22 protein-coding genes and 1 tRNA gene are annotated in these 16535 nt (G+C 34.0%); 7 read left to right on the forward strand and 16 right to left on the reverse strand.

Features of this window, described 5'->3' with window-relative positions; translation table 11 throughout:
* Positions 1-214: 214 nt before the first annotated feature.
* Positions 215-287 (reverse strand) — tRNA-Thr (locus IAI10_RS13335).
* A 288-nt stretch (positions 288-575) separates the two neighbouring features.
* Here IAI10_RS13335 and IAI10_RS13340 point away from each other — a divergent pair.
* Positions 576-1847: an MFS transporter gene (locus IAI10_RS13340; RefSeq protein ID WP_315673776.1), complete on the forward strand. Its 1272-nt coding sequence runs from the start codon at positions 576-578 to the stop codon at positions 1845-1847.
* 84 nt (positions 1848-1931) lie between these two features.
* On the opposite strand, the gene hisA is transcribed toward IAI10_RS13340, so the two are convergent.
* Together hisA and IAI10_RS13350 are read right to left on the reverse strand one after the other, a co-directional pair.
* Entirely contained in the window at positions 1932-2684 is a 753-nt protein-coding gene (hisA, locus tag IAI10_RS13345; protein WP_396334393.1) for a phosphoribosylformimino-5-aminoimidazole carboxamide ribotide isomerase, read from the reverse strand.
* 79 nt (positions 2685-2763) lie between these two features.
* Positions 2764-4026 (reverse strand): Nramp family divalent metal transporter, encoded by a 1263-nt coding sequence (locus IAI10_RS13350; RefSeq protein ID WP_396334394.1) that lies wholly within the window; start codon positions 4024-4026, stop codon positions 2764-2766.
* Positions 4027-4169: 143 nt separating this feature from the next.
* Between IAI10_RS13350 and IAI10_RS13355 the strand changes: the two genes are divergently transcribed.
* Entirely contained in the window at positions 4170-4655 is a 486-nt protein-coding gene (locus tag IAI10_RS13355) for a metal-dependent transcriptional regulator (protein ID WP_396334391.1), read from the forward strand.
* A gap of 79 nt (positions 4656-4734) precedes the next feature.
* On the opposite strand, the gene IAI10_RS13360 is transcribed toward IAI10_RS13355, so the two are convergent.
* The 3 genes from IAI10_RS13360 to gnd are packed head-to-tail and all read right to left on the reverse strand — an operon-like array spanning position 4735 to position 7786.
* Positions 4735-5364 carry a cyclase family protein gene (locus IAI10_RS13360; protein WP_315673779.1) on the reverse strand — a complete coding sequence of 210 codons (630 nt, stop codon included), beginning with the start codon at positions 5362-5364 and terminating at the stop codon, positions 4735-4737.
* Between the two features lie 2 nt (positions 5365-5366).
* Complete coding sequence (gene zwf, locus IAI10_RS13365) at positions 5367-6851, reverse strand: glucose-6-phosphate dehydrogenase (protein ID WP_315673780.1); 1485 nt, start codon at positions 6849-6851, stop codon at positions 5367-5369.
* A gap of 32 nt (positions 6852-6883) precedes the next feature.
* Positions 6884-7786, reverse strand: coding sequence for a phosphogluconate dehydrogenase (NAD(+)-dependent, decarboxylating) (gnd, locus tag IAI10_RS13370; protein WP_315673781.1), 903 nt, complete (start codon positions 7784-7786; stop codon positions 6884-6886).
* 466 nt (positions 7787-8252) lie between these two features.
* On the opposite strand from gnd, the gene IAI10_RS13375 reads away from it, so the two are divergent.
* From IAI10_RS13375 to IAI10_RS13390, 4 genes are all read left to right on the forward strand, one after another.
* Entirely contained in the window at positions 8253-8438 is a 186-nt protein-coding gene (locus tag IAI10_RS13375) for a hypothetical protein (RefSeq protein ID WP_315673782.1), read from the forward strand.
* A 27-nt stretch (positions 8439-8465) separates the two neighbouring features.
* Positions 8466-8960 (forward strand): DUF1648 domain-containing protein, encoded by a 495-nt coding sequence (locus tag IAI10_RS13380; RefSeq protein ID WP_315673783.1) that lies wholly within the window; start codon positions 8466-8468, stop codon positions 8958-8960.
* A 105-nt stretch (positions 8961-9065) separates the two neighbouring features.
* Positions 9066-9983 (forward strand): transglutaminase-like domain-containing protein, encoded by a 918-nt coding sequence (locus tag IAI10_RS13385; protein WP_315673784.1) that lies wholly within the window; start codon positions 9066-9068, stop codon positions 9981-9983.
* Between the two features lie 69 nt (positions 9984-10052).
* Positions 10053-10622: a GNAT family N-acetyltransferase gene (locus IAI10_RS13390; protein ID WP_315673785.1), complete on the forward strand. Its 570-nt coding sequence runs from the start codon at positions 10053-10055 to the stop codon at positions 10620-10622.
* Here the strand turns inward: IAI10_RS13390 and IAI10_RS13395 are convergent, their stop codons facing one another.
* Entirely contained in the window at positions 10623-10814 is a 192-nt protein-coding gene (locus IAI10_RS13395) for a hypothetical protein (protein WP_315673786.1), read from the reverse strand. It abuts the gene before it with no gap.
* 39 nt (positions 10815-10853) lie between these two features.
* Positions 10854-11573: a DUF554 domain-containing protein gene (locus tag IAI10_RS13400; RefSeq protein WP_315673787.1), complete on the reverse strand. Its 720-nt coding sequence runs from the start codon at positions 11571-11573 to the stop codon at positions 10854-10856.
* 243 nt (positions 11574-11816) lie between these two features.
* On the opposite strand from IAI10_RS13400, the gene IAI10_RS13405 reads away from it, so the two are divergent.
* Complete coding sequence (locus IAI10_RS13405; protein WP_315673788.1) at positions 11817-12140, forward strand: multidrug efflux SMR transporter; 324 nt, start codon at positions 11817-11819, stop codon at positions 12138-12140.
* A 38-nt stretch (positions 12141-12178) separates the two neighbouring features.
* On the opposite strand, the gene IAI10_RS13410 is transcribed toward IAI10_RS13405, so the two are convergent.
* The 8 genes from IAI10_RS13410 to IAI10_RS13445 form a co-directional block, all read right to left on the reverse strand.
* Positions 12179-13417: a GNAT family N-acetyltransferase gene (locus IAI10_RS13410; RefSeq protein WP_315673789.1), complete on the reverse strand. Its 1239-nt coding sequence runs from the start codon at positions 13415-13417 to the stop codon at positions 12179-12181.
* 27 nt (positions 13418-13444) lie between these two features.
* Positions 13445-13702, reverse strand: coding sequence for a hypothetical protein (locus IAI10_RS13415; protein ID WP_315673790.1), 258 nt, complete (start codon positions 13700-13702; stop codon positions 13445-13447).
* A complete protein-coding gene (locus IAI10_RS13420) occupies positions 13687-13950 on the reverse strand; it encodes a hypothetical protein (protein ID WP_315673791.1) in 264 nt (87 codons plus the stop codon). The genes IAI10_RS13415 and IAI10_RS13420 overlap by 16 nt, the downstream gene beginning before the upstream one ends.
* Positions 13951-13967: 17 nt before the next feature.
* Positions 13968-14357, reverse strand: a complete 390-nt coding sequence (locus IAI10_RS13425) for an ACT domain-containing protein (RefSeq protein ID WP_315673792.1) — start codon at positions 14355-14357, stop codon at positions 13968-13970.
* Positions 14339-14602 (reverse strand): DUF4829 domain-containing protein, encoded by a 264-nt coding sequence (locus tag IAI10_RS13430; RefSeq protein WP_315673793.1) that lies wholly within the window; start codon positions 14600-14602, stop codon positions 14339-14341. Before IAI10_RS13430 ends, IAI10_RS13425 begins: the two co-directional genes overlap by 19 nt.
* 61 nt (positions 14603-14663) lie before the next feature.
* On the reverse strand, positions 14664-14891 hold the full coding sequence (locus IAI10_RS13435) for a hypothetical protein (protein ID WP_315673794.1): 228 nt from the start codon (positions 14889-14891) through the stop codon (positions 14664-14666).
* A 150-nt stretch (positions 14892-15041) separates the two neighbouring features.
* The gene (yqeK, locus tag IAI10_RS13440; RefSeq protein ID WP_315673795.1) at positions 15042-15650 is read right to left on the reverse strand and encodes a bis(5'-nucleosyl)-tetraphosphatase (symmetrical) YqeK; all 609 of its coding nucleotides are present in this window, start codon (positions 15648-15650) and stop codon (positions 15042-15044) included.
* Positions 15651-15782: 132 nt separating this feature from the next.
* On the reverse strand, positions 15783-16484 hold the full coding sequence (locus tag IAI10_RS13445; protein WP_315673796.1) for a 4'-phosphopantetheinyl transferase superfamily protein: 702 nt from the start codon (positions 16482-16484) through the stop codon (positions 15783-15785).
* Between the last annotated feature and the right edge of the window lie 51 nt (positions 16485-16535).

The raw sequence follows: 16535 nt of genomic DNA on the forward strand, positions 1-16535 counted from the left end.
TCCTTCTATTTTTAACTTTTTTCGATATTTACTAGTTACTTAATAGAAATTATGGACGTGACAATTTCCAATATATTATGTTTTAATTAAAGGAATTACATTTCAACTTTAACATTAAATTTTCAAATATAAAGTATTTATTTTCCCGTCGTCAATCCGTCGTCAATTACAAAAAACAAAAAGGGTTGAATCTCTTCAACCCTTGATATCACTAAGCTCCCAAGCGGAATCGAACCGCTGACCTACTGATTACGAATCAGTTGCGCTACCAGCTGCGCCATGGAAGCATATTCTCTTTTAGCCTATAATTAGGCTTTACCTTTATAATATACTCCTATTTGTATACTATAGTCAATATTGTGTGTTTTCATAGACCTTCATTTTATAATTACGATTCAAAGTCAATTAATTTTATGCACTTCTATGAATGCTTGACCCACATGCTTTATAAAAATCTCCATTTATCCATGATTATTTATAGAAAAAAATCCAATTGTTTTTATGTCTCATACTTCATAAAATATACCTTAAGAAAAGGTTTTAATTTTATGAAGGGTAGGATGGGGTTGGCAAAAATGATGAGCAAAGATGAAAGAGATAAATTTATACAAAAGAACGTAAAATACAATTTTATATTAAATTCTGTGGACGGAGCTGCTTTTTCCTTGGGGCTGGTGTTTATATCCTTTAACACTATCTTTCCTGTATTTTTAAAGAAGCTGGGAGCCAACAATTTTTTAATTTCTTTGATACCTTTTATTACTATTGCCGGCAGCAGCTTTCCTCAATTATTTGCTGCTCATTATGTTAAGAATTTGTCTGTTAAAAAGCCTTTTACAGCTTTTATTGGTCTGCTTCAGAGAATTCCATGGCTTATTTTAGGAACTGTTACTGTAATTTGGGGCAGCAAGGCTCCTAATATAGTTTTATTTTCTGCTCTTTTTATGCTGGTTTTTTATATGGTGGCTGGAGGTCTTTCAGGTCCGGTTTGGTTTGACCTCATATCAAAAATCACTCCTATATCCTTAAGAGGAAGACTGATGTCTGCCAGAGCTATAATAGGACAACTATTCGGAATAATTGGTTCTTTTTTTACTGCTTATATCATTGGCAATATAGCTTATCCTTATAATTATGCTGCTCTATTTTTTATATGCTTCGCTATTCTTATGATTTCTTGGGCAGCCTTTGTATTTTTGAAGGAACCTGAGGATGAAGTTAATGAAAACACTGAGGATTTTTGGCTATTTGTAAAGGGAATTCCATCCATACTAAAAGGCAATAAAGATTTCAGAAGCTTCGTTATATCCAGAGCTTTTTTTGAGCTAGGCATAGCTGTAACTGCATTTTATTCCGTATATTCCATAAAGCATTTTTCTCTTCCAGACTCCTATGCAGGAATATTTACCACTGTCACCTCCATTGCTTATGTAGCTGGAAACTTGGTACTTGGCTATCTAGGTGATAAAAAAGGTCATAAGCTTAACCTTGTAATTGGAATGATATCCTGCGCCTTAGGAGCTATTATTGCAATGCTGGCTGGGAATGTAGCTATTTTTTATATTATATTTGTGCTTGCTTCCATAGCTCAAGGTGCTAGGGATGTTTCCGTAAGCAATATCACAGTAGAGTTTTGCAGCAGCAGTGAAAGAGCTGCCTATATAGCCATAAGCAGCATAATCATGATTCCAATATCCTTAATAGTTCTCCCTATGGGCTCCATAGCAGATATATTCGGATATAATTATTTGTTTCTTATAACCATGCTTTCCTCAATTGCAGCTTTTGCAATACTGTACTTTAAAGTTAGAGATCCAAGGCATAAGCATATAAGCAAAGCTAAATAATGGTTTATATGGAAGCCCTCATATTCCCCAGGAAATATCAAAAGGAAAGCTTTTTAGACTTTCCTTCTTTTAAAACATATCCAGTCAAATATGTTTAACCCTATCATAGCTCAGCCTTCCACCAAATATATCTAGAGAACTTCCTACGGTGAAATCTATGTTTCCTTTTCCAAGAGTTCTTATCTCTTCCATGTCTTCAAAGCTGCTTATGCCGCCTGCATAAGTGGCTGGAATGCTGATGAGCTCTCCCAAAATTTTAACTAAGTTTTTCTGTATACCGCTGCTCTTGCCTTCCACATCCACAGCGTGTATCAAAAATTCATCACAGTAGCTCTCCAGCTCCTTTATAGTGTTCTTTTCAATCTTTACCTTGGTGAATTTTTGCCATCTGTCCGTAACCACAAAATATTCACCTTGCTTTTCTCTGCAGCTTAAATCTAAAACCAACCTTTCTTTGCCGATTTTAGCTACAAGCTTATTAAGATTATGGAAATTTATCTCTCCGTCCTTAAATACATAAGATGTCACTATAACATGGCTGGCTCCATTTTCAAGATATATTTCGCAGTTTTCATCCTTTATGCCTCCGCCTATCTGAAGCCCTCCTCTATAAGCCCTTAAAGCCTTAAGTGCTTCTTCATCATTGCCTTTTCCAAGCATTATCACATGTCCGCCAATTAACTTATCTCTTTTAAACATTTCCGCATAGTAGGAGGAGTCCTTATCTGATACAAAGTTCTCTATAATGCCTTTGCCGTCATCTCTTAGACTGCCTCCAACTATCTGTTTAACTTTACCTGAATGAATATCTATGCACGGTCTGAACTTCAACTGCATCTCCTCTATTCTCAATATATTTACCCAAATGAGGGTTACCCTTATTTAAGACATAACTTAGCATAATTATACCTTCATATCAGCCCCGAAACAAGGTTGAAAATATTAGGAGTACATTTAACAGCACTATTGTAGAAGTAATTATGATTCCTATGATCTTTACCTTCTTACTATTAACAAAATCTTTCATTAAAGCCTTTTTGCTGGTTATTATAAGCATTGGAATTATAGCCACAGGAAGTGCAAAACTTAAACATACCTGGCTTATTACTAGAGCCTTCATGGCATTAATACCTAAAAGAATTATTACCATTGCTGGTATCATAGTTACCATTCTTTTAAAATAAGCTGGAAACTTTATATTTACGAAGCCATCCATAACTGTCTCTCCTGCCATAGTTCCAACCGCAGAGGAAGAAAAGCCTGAAGCTAAAAGTGCTATTCCAAAGGCTGTACTTGATAGATTGCCAAGCAGTGGCTGAAGAGATTTATGAGCCTGCTCTATGCTGTCTACAGCTATGCCATTTTTGTAGAACACTGCTGCTGAAACAATTACCATAGCTGCATTTATTATAAAAGCTATATTCATAGCAACTACTATATCTATCTTTTCCATTCTGAAATGCCTCTTTTTAGCTGCTACGCTTTTGTCGATATTTCTCTCCTGAACTAACTGAGAATGAAGATATATAACATGTGGCATTACTGTAGCCCCAAGCATGCCTACTGCTACAAGTATAGCATCACTGCTTACAAATTGAGGCATTACCGTATGAATCGCTACCTGATTCCAATCAGGTTTAGCTAAAAACATTTCTACAGTATAAGCTATACTTATCACTGAAAGAAGGGCAATAATACTTCTTTCTACTAGCTTTTGACCATATTTTTGCATATAGGTCAGAATGAGGGTAATCAAAGCGGTGAGTATTCCTGCTATGGTTAATGGAATTCTTAGCAGCAGATAAAATCCCAGGGCCCCTCCTAAAAATTCAGCTATGGTAGTGGCCATGGCTGCCAATTCAGCTACTATCCAGAAAAACCAGTTTACCTTTCTGCTAAACACTTCTGCACAGGCTTCACAAAGATTTTTATCTGTAGCTATACCAAGCTTTGCAGACATAAATTGAAGAAATATAGCCATCAAATTACTGAGCAATATTACCCATATCAAACTATAATTAAACTGAGAACCTCCTGCTATGTTGGTGGCAAAGTTCCCTGGATCTACATATGCCACACTAACCATGAAGGCTGGTCCCATGAATTTTAGTAAATTTCTTGATTTCTGGAATATACTTACTCTATTCACATCCATCACACCCATCAAATTTTCTTCCATATCCTGTTCCTTTCTTTTAATCACGTCTAAATTTGTTATCCTAATATAAAATATGAAGGCTGATGAAAAAAAGTTACTCTAGGGTAATTTATTTTTATTAAGCTTAATATAATAAATTAAGCTTTAAATTTTCCATTAGTGAGGTGGAAGCATTGGATAATAAGCATTTTTATACCTTTAACGAATATATGAAAAAAGATAATAATCTTATAACAGCCTCTATGGAGGATTATATTGAAATGATTTATAGACTATCTAGAGATAATGGTTTTACAAGGGTTCATGAGCTTTCTACTGCCCTTAATGTGCAGCCTCCCTCTGCCACAAAAATGGTGCAGAAGCTTTCAGACTTAGGACTTATTAATTATCAAAAGTATGGGGTTATTATTTTACAAAAGCACGGGGAAGATATGGGCGAAGCTCTTCTTAAAAGACACGAACTCATAGAGGCTCTTCTTTCAATACTTGGAGCTCCACAAGAAGATTTGTTGGAGGAAACAGAGAAAATTGAGCATACTATCTCGCAATCAACCCTCTGTCATATAGAAAACTTTGTAAATTTTATAAGCAGTCATCCTGAAATAATAAAAAAATATCAGCAGACCTTTAAGAAAAAAAATAAGAGATAATCTCTAAAGTATAAAATACTTAAAAGAGATTATCTCATTTTTAAATCAGTATAACTACTACAAAAGCTCTATTCTTCCGCTAAAATAAAGCTCCTTCTATTAATACTGCTCTTGCAGGAGCACCCTCAGCTCCCTTTATCTTCAAAGGCAGCGCTATAAGAGTATACTCTCCCTGGGGCACATCCTTCAGGCTGAGGCCCTCTATTATGGATATGTTACTTCCGAAAAGTATCTTGTGAGTTTCATGTTCCGGCTGACTTCGCTCTACCCCTAGAGCATCAATTCCTACACCCTTTATACCTTTAGCTGAAAGAAATGCTGCTGCAGATTTATCTATAAAGATAAAACTTACATCAAACTCTTCAGCAAATGAGTTCTTTGTTTTGAAAATGACGAAATCACCAGCTTTTATATCAAAGTTCTTAATATCTTCCTCAGTTATTCTATCTTCTAAATGGGTAACATCAAAGACTTTGCACCTAGTTATTCCTTTAGTTAAATCAAAGTTCTCAATAGTATCCCCATCTTTAACCATGTGAAGTGCTGCATCAAAATGTGTTCCCGTGTGTATATCCATGCTAATTTTGGATTCATAATGACTTCCAGTTTCAAAATTTGCTGTATTTATAAGTTCTGGTCTCTTCTCTGGTTTATTCTTATACACAGGCATACCTTTGTGTATAAGCATTGTAATATCGTATATCTTCATAGCTATATCCTCCACCATACTCTATTATCTTTTTTCATCAGTTCATGTGCTGCCTCTGGGCCTGCTGAGCCAGAAGGATATAAATGAAGCTTGCTGTTTTCTTTGTGCCACAGAGTTATGATATCATCAACAAATTTCCAGGAATACTCCACTTCATCCCATCTTGTAAATAAAGTTGAATCTCCTTTAAGCACGTCAAATATAAGTCTTTCATAAGCCTCTGGTGAGTTGTTCTCCATCTGACAATTCTGGCAAAAATCCATTGCTACTGGAACTATTTCAGTGGTAGTTCCCGGCTTTTTAGCATTGAATTGGAACATAACTCCTTCCTTTGGCTGAACTCTTATTATGAGAAGATTAGGTTCCAAATGATTTTCCTTAGTGTATAAAATATTAGGCAGATCTTTAAATTGAACTACTATCTCAGTATATTTATTGTCCATTCGCTTTCCTGTTCTTAAGTAAAAAGGTACTCCAGCCCACCTGTAGTTATTTATATGAAGCTTCATAGCCACAAAGGTTTCTATAGAAGAATCCTTTGCTACTCTATCTTCCTGTCTGTAAGCTTTAACTTCATGAATTCCCATTTTTCCTGCTTCATATTGTCCTCTGACCACGTTTTTCTCTACAAATTCTTCTGTTACAGGCCCTAGAGATTTTAAAAGCTTAACCTTCTCATCTCTTATGCTCTCTGTATCTAAATTTGCAGGAGGCTCCATAGCTGTAAGTGCCAGCAGCTGAAACAAGTGGTTTTGTATCATATCTTTAAGGGCTCCAGCAGTTTCATAGTAACCGCCTCGATTTTCCACTCCTACTATCTCATTTGCAGATATCTGAATGTTATCTATATATTTGTTATTCCACAAATTTTCAAAGACCACATTAGCAAATCTAAGCACCATTATATTCTGTATCATTTCTTTTCCAAGATAATGATCTATTCTATAGGTATTTTCCTCTTTGAAAACCCTGGTTATAGTTTCATTAAGCTCTGAAGCCGTTCTTATATCTCTTCCAAAAGGCTTTTCTATAACTATTCTTCTTATTTTGCCATCCTCTAATGCCATTTGGTGCTGATCTAACTTATCTGCAATAACTGCGAAATATTCAGGTGATACAGCCAAATAATAAATTCTGTTTCCTCCAGTATTGTACTTTGCATCAAAGCCTTCCAAAAGCTTCTTTAAAGCTGTGTATCCATCATCATCAGAAAAATTGAACTTTACATAGTGTAATTTTTCTCTCATCTTACTCCAAACTTCTTCATCCAGCTTGAATCTTGAATATTTAGTGATGGATTCTTTAACTTGGTTTCTGTATTCCTCCTCAGTGTAGTCTCTTCTTCCTACAGAAACCAAGGCAAAGTCCTTGGGAATAGTACCCTGATAGTACAGATTATATATGGACGGCATTAGTTTTCTATGAGTCAAATCTCCTGTGCCACCGAATATGACCATTATTGCTGAAGCTGGAATTAACTGCTCCATAATTTTGCCTCCTTTCTTAACTGTACCATCTACTACTTATCGTTTTTGGCTACAGCATGACCTCCAAATCCATTTCTAAGAGCTGCTACTACCTTACCAGTGAAGGTATCCTGCTGCTCTGATCTATATCTCATTATTAAAGATTCTGTGATTACAGGGGCAGGAACTTTAAGCTCCAAGGCTTCCTGAACTGTCCATAAGCCTTCTCCTGAGGAATACATTATTCCCTTTATAGCATCCAGCTTTTTATCCTTCTTGAAGGCATCCTCAGCAAGCTCCATTAGCCAGCCTCTTATTACAGAACCATTGTTCCAAACCTTAGCTACCTTCTCCAAATCCAAATCGAATCTGCTGTTTTCAAGTATGTCAAAGCCTTCTCCTATAGCCTGCATCATTCCGTATTCTACACCATTATGAACCATCTTTACAAAGTGTCCTGAACCAACCCTACCAGCATGAAGATATCCATTCTCGACGCTTATATCCTTTAAAAGTGGTTCTATTATTTCAGCCACATCATCATCTGCTCCAAACATAGTGCAAGCTCCGTATCTAGCGCCGCTAGTACCGCCGCTGGTTCCTACATCTGCAAACTTTATTCCAAGTCCCTTTAAATAATCATATCTTCTTAGAGTATCCTTATAGAAGGAATTTCCCCCATCTATTATCAAGTCGCCCTTTGATATGAGAGGAATAAGCTTTTCTATCATCTCATCTACAGGAGCTCCTGCTGGTACCATAAGCCATATAATCTTTTTCTCGGGAAGCTTTTGTACAAGCTCCTCCAAGCTATATGCACCTGTAATATTCTCTGCTTCTGCTTCCTTTACCTTTTCAGGGCTTCTGTTAAAAGCCACTACTCTATGTCCATGATCTCTCATATTAAGAGCTAAATTAAAGCCCATTTTTCCAAGTCCAATTAATCCAATATCCATAATCCTCTAACCTCCAAGTTTTATTTATCCATAATTATTTTTGTAATCTATATATTATCAATTAATAAGAATTATTGTTTACTATATTTTCTCTCTAAGCCCCTTTTTAGTCAATATTATAATAGCCGAAAATTTCACAATTTATAACCAATCTCAATAAGTTTTCTTCCATTTTCAGAGTTTTCCATATGTTTTTATTGGCATATGACATAAATAGCAGCTTTAAATTTGTAATTTTCAAATTATAAGTAAAAAGTAAGGTACAAAAAATAAGAGTTATTATCTTTAATATATAGATTATTGTTGATATAATTTAATAAAATATAATTTTAACATAGCTATTTGGAAGGAATTAATTTATGAAATTAAAAAATAGTTTTATTGCTTTAATAATCTCTTTATCCTTATCACTCTTTATTACTGGCTGCAGTATACTAATAAATTAAACTCCGGTGAATTTAAAGTTGTGCTTATAGATTCCAACATGAATGTTGAAGTCTTATTTTCTGGAAGCAAGGAAGATAAAAAAGCAATAAAATTATCCAAAGGAGATTATCGACTAAAGATAGTAGGGAAAAATGCTAAGGGTCAATTGCAGCTTTATATAAATAAAGATAGCAATATTGAAATATCAAAACAGGAAGAGTCTTAATTATTAAATAAGAAAGGATGTTCATAAATGAATAATAAAAGACCAGTATTAAAATTAAATTACTCATGGCTTGATAAAATTATTACCTCTGTAGCATTTATAGCTTTAGCAGCAAGTTTCTTATTAGTATTTATGAATTTAGGAAATTTGCCAAGCAAAGTTCCTACCCATGCAGATGCAACGGGAAATGTAAATGGCTGGGGCAGCAAATACGTCTTAATAATTCTTCCAATAATTAATATCATAATGTTTTTGTCACTTATTGCATTATCTAAATTTCCTCATATATATAATTATCCCGTGGAAATCACAGAAGAAAATGCGGAGTATCAATATAGAAATGCACGCTCACTTATGATAAATCTGAATGCCCTATGCACTGTTATGTTTGCATATATATGCTGGCAATCAGTTCAGCTTGCAAAGTATGGTAAAGACAGCGGCATAATCTTTGTGTTTTTATTCATATTAATTATGTTTATTGCAATTGCATATTATGCGGTAAAAGCTATGAAAAACTGATACGCCGACAAATCAAAGCATATAGGAACAGGAAATACTCTAAACATCATGATATTCTGAAATTGGCATTAAAGTGTCAAATAGAATTATATAAGGAGTAATGAAATGATGAAAGAGATTCTTGACCATTATAGACAAGTAAGTACCTATACCTATTCAGGAGTATATAAGGAGCATTTCAAGAAATTGCCAGATGACATTTCAGAATTGGGAAGATTAATTTGTTCTCAGGTTATTCATCGTGTTACCTTAAGACAGGGAAATACAGGCGCCAATAAAAATATGATATATGGGGATATGGAAAGATATCCGTGGTACAGATTGCGTTGTGAAGATGATGTTTTATTAACAGCCTCAGCAATGACAGCAGAGCTTTTTAGATTGGATGATAAGGGCTTTACGCTGCAAAGAGCTGTGGAAGATAAGCTAGTGGTTACCTGCAGATATGTTTCTGTGTTGATGTCTGCAATTTTAAAGTCTAAAGGCATTCCATGTCGTTCAAGAGCAGGATTTGCACCATATCTTTTTGAGAATAAAAGTGGTGATCACTGGATTAATCAATACTGGAACGCAGAAGAAGAAAGATGGATTACCTTTGATGCAGATGGATTTTTCAATGAAAGCGGATTAAATTTTAATCAATACGATATTCCTAAGGATGGATTTGATTGGGCGGCTGATACTTGGTTAAATATTCGAAATGGAAAAGTTGAAGGAGAAGGTTTTGTATATGCAGATGCAATAGGTACCAACTCCCTAAGAGCAGCTATCAAAGAAATTTTTTATGATTTTCACGCTATCATGAACGATGAAATTTCATATAACTTTCAGCCTTGCTATATAGATGGCAAATTTGACGAATTAACAGAAAATGATTTGAAAGAAGTAGATAAATTAGCAGAATTAATGCTGGAACCTGATAAGAATTTTAATAAGTTGGTTTCTATATGGAACTCAAACCGCAAATATAGAATTATAAATTCGCCACTAGTGGGGGATAGAGATAACCTACACAGGCTGTAATAGGCTAAAATATCATAAGCTTATTTCAGATTAATGTATGGAAATTTTTAAGGAGATGATATTTTTTATATGTGCAAAAGCCAAAGCATATCTATACGTAAAATGGAGGATTGCCTAGAGGACTATACTTTAATGTCAAAATGGCTTTCTGATCCAGAAGTTTTAACTTATTATGAAGGAAGAAATAATTCTTTCGATTTAGAAAAGACAATTAAAAAATTCCGTCGCAAAATAGTAGAGCCTATTGGTCAGACCCCTTGCATAATAGAATATGAAGGAAAGCCTATAGGCTACCTTCAATATTATAAAACTGATACTGAGGAATATGAGACAGGCGGAAAGGTGGATATTGATAAATACTCCAACCCCTATGCCATGGATTTATTTATAGGCGAAACCAGCTATTGGAATAAAGGTCTTGGCAGTGAAATAATCAAGCTTCTGCTGCAATATATCTTCCAAAATGAACATGGCCACGCCGTATTTATAGACCCTCAAACCTGGAATGTGAGGGCTATAAAATGCTATGAAAAAAGCGGATTTAAGCCTTTAACTGTAATTGAAAAAAGGGAGCTGCATGAAGGTGAGTATAAGGACAATCTAATTATGGTTATAACCCCAGATCTTTATTTCAAATAGCTACTTTCTGTTTCTGTTATTTCTTGCTTCTCCCACTGTTTTTCCAATGGTGTACCCGCATAGAACTATTCCTATGAGTTCTAACCCAGTTATAAGTGTTTTTAATATCCATATATTCTGACCCTTGAAGACTGCCGCTAATATAAAGGATATAACTACCAATATAGGACCTATAATAAGTTTTTTATCCATAAAATCACCTTTTCTTTCGCATATTTAAGACCTTACAGCTTATTTAAAGAATAAGCTGTATATAACTGCTATAAGCAAAGCCGGCAGCATGTTTGCTACCTTGAACTTCTTGCCCAAAGATAGATTTATGCCTATTGCAAAAATAAGTACTGAACCTACAAAGGATATATTTTGAATCATTGTCTGCGTAAGTATTGGCTCAATAATATGAGCAGATAGCGTTATTCCTCCCTGCAGAATTCCCAAGGGAATAGCTGAAAAAATTACGCCCTTGCCTAGGGCAGAAGCAAAAATTATAACTATAGTAAAATCCAATATAGATTTAGTATAGAGCATTGAAGCATCTCCAGTTAACCCGTCCTGCAGAGAACCAACTATTGCCATGGCTCCTACACAAATCACCAGTGTAGCAGAAACAAAGCCCTCTACAAATTTTGAATCTTCCCCGCTGCTAAATCTTTTTTTAAGCTTCTCTCCAAGTCCCTCAATTCTTTCCTCTATATTTATAGCTTCTCCAATAATGGAGCCTATAACCATAGACGCAATCATCATCATCGAGCCTGTAGTTTCAATAGAAGATTTATTTATAACAAACATCACCTTCAAAACTCCAGCTACTCCAATAAATGTTGTAGACAATCCCAGGGCCTGCATGAGTGTGTCTTGAAAGCGCTGTTTCATCCCCTTGTTAAACAGCATTCCTATGCAGCTGCCTATAATAACTGCTGCAACATTTACCATGGTTCCTGTACCTATCATTTTTATTTACCCCTATTCAGAAATTTCTTTAGTTATCAATGTAAATTTATACTATCATTTTTCTTCATGCATTTCTATACTATCCTCTTTGATAATACATGCTTAGTCAATCATTCAATTAATTCTATTCTATCAGACCCTTTTAACTTATTCTACACTTGCCAAATCCTGTACAAAATAATAATATTATTATAAGACAACATTCATAAATACCAAATTTTTAAATGATAAAGGAGAATTTTTATGCAGTGGATTTATTTAATTATGGCCATTCTTTTTGAAATAACAGGAACTACCCTGATGAAATTATCAAATGGACTCACAAAGCTTCTTCCCTCTATTGGTATGGCTATAGCTTATCTTTTGTGCTTTAGTGTGCTATCACTAGCCTTAAAGAAGATTCCTGTAAGTGTAGCCTACGCTATATGGTCAGCCGCAGGGATAGTTATAATCTCTACCATAGGTATAATATTTTTTAAAGAAAGCGTGAGCCTTCTTAAGATATTGTCCATTATTTTTATTGTTGTAGGGGTAGTTGGCTTAAATTTAAGCGGAGTATCACATTAAGATATCTTTAAGGCTAATATCTGCCTCCTCGTATCTTTTTATAGCTCTATGCTGGAGGTGTCTATACTATATTTATACAAGTTTTCATTATCTTCTTCATCAAAAACAGTTCCTAATAATTGCCCATTATTCTTTTCAATGATTCTCTTTGAAGATATATTGTCCACCCCACAAGTCACTATAGCCTTATTTATTCCTAATTTATAGGCTTCTTTCAAGGCTAATTTAAGGATAATGCTGCCATACCCTTTTTTCCGATAGCAGGGTGCTATATCATAGCCTATATGACCAGCACATTCTACCTCTTCATGCCTAACTCTAGTTACCCCAACTACTTCATTATTATGAATTAACCAAAAGGTGGAGGTGGCCACTTGTCCATTAGTTAAGTTTATTCCATTTGAGTAATCATCTAAAAACTTTATATATTCATCAAAATTTTCTAATGCGCTTTTATACATATTAAAATAATGCTCTTCTGCTGAATTTTTATAAGCAAGTACATATGTTTCAAAGCTCTTCTTATAATTACCGCCGGGGATAATTAAAAATGGTGTTTTACCTGTGTTTATGGCAGATTCACTGATTATGTAGCAAAGCTTCACTCTGGAAAACCACTTTTCAGCGCTATCTGTTTGGTTAGGATGCCCATTTACTTCTTCCCTATATTCCAGGCCTTCAACAGCTATATAGTCAACTTTCTTATTTCCTATTCTATGCACTATCATGGGCCACTCCGCATCTGTCATTTTAGCCTTTGAATGCTCTAGAATTAATTCACCGCTGCTTCTTGAAAACCCCCAGGAACCAGCAGTTACATCAGCTTCTTGTCCAAATTCCAAGGAGAAAATTTTATTTGTAAGCTTTTCTGTTTCAATCCATTCCATAGGGTGGGTGTTAAAGGCTCTCTCAGTTCTCCCTATTATCAAAAAATCATGTTTTAATATTTCATGGGCTGTATTCTTAAGCTCCTCTTGATATCTGTTAACCCAAGTCAGCAGTCTATCAAAATCACAATAATGAAAATACTGATTGGAGCCGGTAAGTGCAAACTTTATAACTTCACGCCTTGCCTGAGCTGCACCTTCCTTAGGAATGAGCTTTATATTAAAAGCTTTCTTTTCAAGCTCATATATCAGCTTTTTATCGGTTTCCTGGCTTACGGTTATAAATATGTCTTTATAAATTTCTTTTAAAACAAGATTTAATTTTTTCACTAGTTCAATATTCATTCCGTAAGGATCATGAGTTACACAAATCAAAGCTATATTGTCCATTTCTTATCACCGCTTTCTTTAGTAATACTAATCTGAAAACTTTATTTCTGTCTGCGCTCCATTATTAATTGATAAATACCAAAATCTATAGTTGTTTGATATGAATTCATCAGACTCACTTGGGGTGTTATTAATCCAATAAGGACAATCAAAGGTATATGTATTCTTATTGGAAGCAAACTCAACCCTAACATTTATCTGCTCTTCCTGCTCTTTAGGTAAAAAGGATTTTGATACCGATTTTTTGATTATAAACTCCCTAGTGAATTTTACATTTTTTTGCAATCCTCTAAAGATGTATTGCTATCAATTTTAAAATCGAAATGTATTGTTCCCTGCTTGTAATATATATCAGTATTTTTAAGATATGAAAAATCAGTTTCTATAGAATTTAGATATTCGTTAGTCCAGTCTGCCCTAATTGCTTTTTTGGCATCAGCAGAATTATAAAACATATACCATAAATAAAGTATCATTGGTATTGCAGCCAAAAATATTAAAAATCCATAAGTAAGAGAAGAATTTCTTTTCATAACCGCTACTCCACTAACTATAATCTTATTTCATATCCTTTTTCTTTTAGTGCTTCAACAGCCTTGTTTATATCCTTATTTTTAACCAGTATGTAATCAGTATCGTAGGTAGATATTGCGAATATGCTTATAGCTTTATATGCAAGCACCGTGCTTATTTTAGACAGTATGCCTATTAAGGAAAAATCTAATGGCCCTAAAACCTTTAATATTCTCCAAGCCTTTTCACATTTTATCTCGTTAGGGATATTTACTTCTTCACAGACAATCGATAATTCCTCTGAGGTTCTTGTTACAGAAAAGAAGTTTCCCCTTTGAGCCCACTCTGGTATTGATTCAGCTTTATCCAGCCTGCAAACTCCATAGAACTCTTTCAATAATTGCATTGTTAATATAGTTTCTGACATGCAGCTTCATCCTTTCTTTTGGTAAAAATAAAATTTTTATATACAGTGGCCCCATTTATACTTCCTCTTCCGTATTTTAAATACCCAATTTTAGCTGTTTCACTTGTGTCCTCTTTCATGCTTATCATCTTTATACTTTTTAAATTATAAAATCTCCATACCATATTAGGTGTATTCCATTTATCAGTTAAAGTAGTAAGAAGCTTTTCCTTATTCTTAGCTTCATCGCATTCAATACCTTCCATACCTTCCATAATAATTTTAGATTTAAGCGGTGTTTTAAATTATCTCTTACTGCTTACTCCGCTATTTTAAAAAAGCAAAAATTGAAATAACAATTAATAGTACTAATACAACAATGGACATCACCCTGCAATGTTTAATATACTCCTCACTAGGCTCCAAATTCTGATTTTTAAACTGCCATCTCTTTCCCATCATAGCAGCGTCTCTTGGATAAAATATGCCATATAGAAGTAAACCTATCATAGGCAAAAGAAGTATCACAGTTATAAAAATAGAAGCGAAAACCAATTCAATTCCCCCAATATTTCAATAGCCTTTTCATACTTTCACATATCTAGCTCTGTATGTTTTTGTTTATTATATTATATTCAACTCTTTTATTCTCTACACTTATGTATTTCACCAATAGAGAAATTCTATTTTCTTAATTTATGATTTTCAAAAATTTTGTAAATACTTTCTTGCTTCTACTAGCCATGAATGTGGCTGCAAAATCATGCCATTATTCATAACGTAGTTTATATAAGATAAACAAGCTTTCTCTAAGGATACAGATAATGCTTCCCTCACTATATCATAAAAGGGAGGCTTTCCTTCTTGATCCCAAGAAAGTTTATCTGCAATAAAAAGTGCCATATCATAATCTGAGGGATTACTCTTTAAGGTAGAATGACATTCTATAGCAGACAATATTGTTTCATCTTGTATATTAAAAAACTCCTTTGCCAACAGTCTTGAAATTCTTTGATGCAGTATAAATGGATATTTCTTTTCTGCCTCATCCACAAATAAATGATTTTCCTCCATGTACTTTAGCATATCATTGGGTCGAATAACCGCAGCAATATCATGCAAATATCCGCTCAGGACACAGCTTCTTTTATCCAGCCCATATGCTTCAGCTATTCTACTATTTGTACTTGCAACAGACTTAACATGCTGAAAGGTTTTAGGTTTATTGTTTTTCAAAAGAAATTCCTCTACACCCTTTTCTATATTGCCCGTTACCTCTACTATGTTTACATATTCATAATCCTTTATGTTCATTAATCCACCTCTATTTTAAGAGCTTTCTCATATAATATCGCTTATGCCTGGGAGGCACATCTTCTAGCTCTCCAAAAACTTCGTATCCATTCTTCCATAAAAATTCTACCATTACTTATTTAATCATATATTCTATAAATGACCATCAAATCCTTCTAGTGAAGAAGTTAATTTATAATAGTTATAAATTAGTCTCCACTGATCTAAAATTACTTTCTTATATATGCTATCATTTCCGTATGAGCATAAAGCCATTTTGTATTTTTCATTAATATCGATTACCTTGAAAACATATTGTTTAATAGTTTTTATATATTTATTAGCATAGATGTCTATTGAGAAAGAGTTTAAGGGTATGGAAAGCCCTCTGCCAACAGCCTTTATATAACTCTCTTTTAATGTCCATATTTCGTAGAACCTTAATAGCGACTCTTTTTCATATATATATTTTCTTTCTTTTTCAGTAAAGAAGCTGTCTGCTATATTTTTATAATCTAGTTCTGTTATTTCTTCTATATCTATTCCCACATTTTGTTTGCTTATTGCACATACAACATATTTTCCAGAATGAGAAATATTAAATTTAAAATGTGGATATCCTTGTAAATATGGCTTACCAAATTCGTCTTTTTTTAAAACAACTTCTTCATTCATAAGCTGCAGCTTATCACATATGATGCACCTCAGCATAATTTCACCTATTAATGCCCTAATTTTGTCCTCTTTTTTCTTATATTTTTCAATTATATTTTTTTTCTCTATGCCAAAGCTTTTACTTATCTCCTGTATCTGCTTATTTCCAATATCGCTGATTGGTGCTATATATAATTCCATAAACTCCTCCAAGTGCCTATTTTGATTCAGTTATTCACTTAAATAATGAAA

The organism is Clostridium sp. 19966 (assembly GCF_032335695.1).
In the GTDB taxonomy this organism is placed as follows: Bacteria; Bacillota; Clostridia; order Clostridiales; family Clostridiaceae; genus JACTOJ01.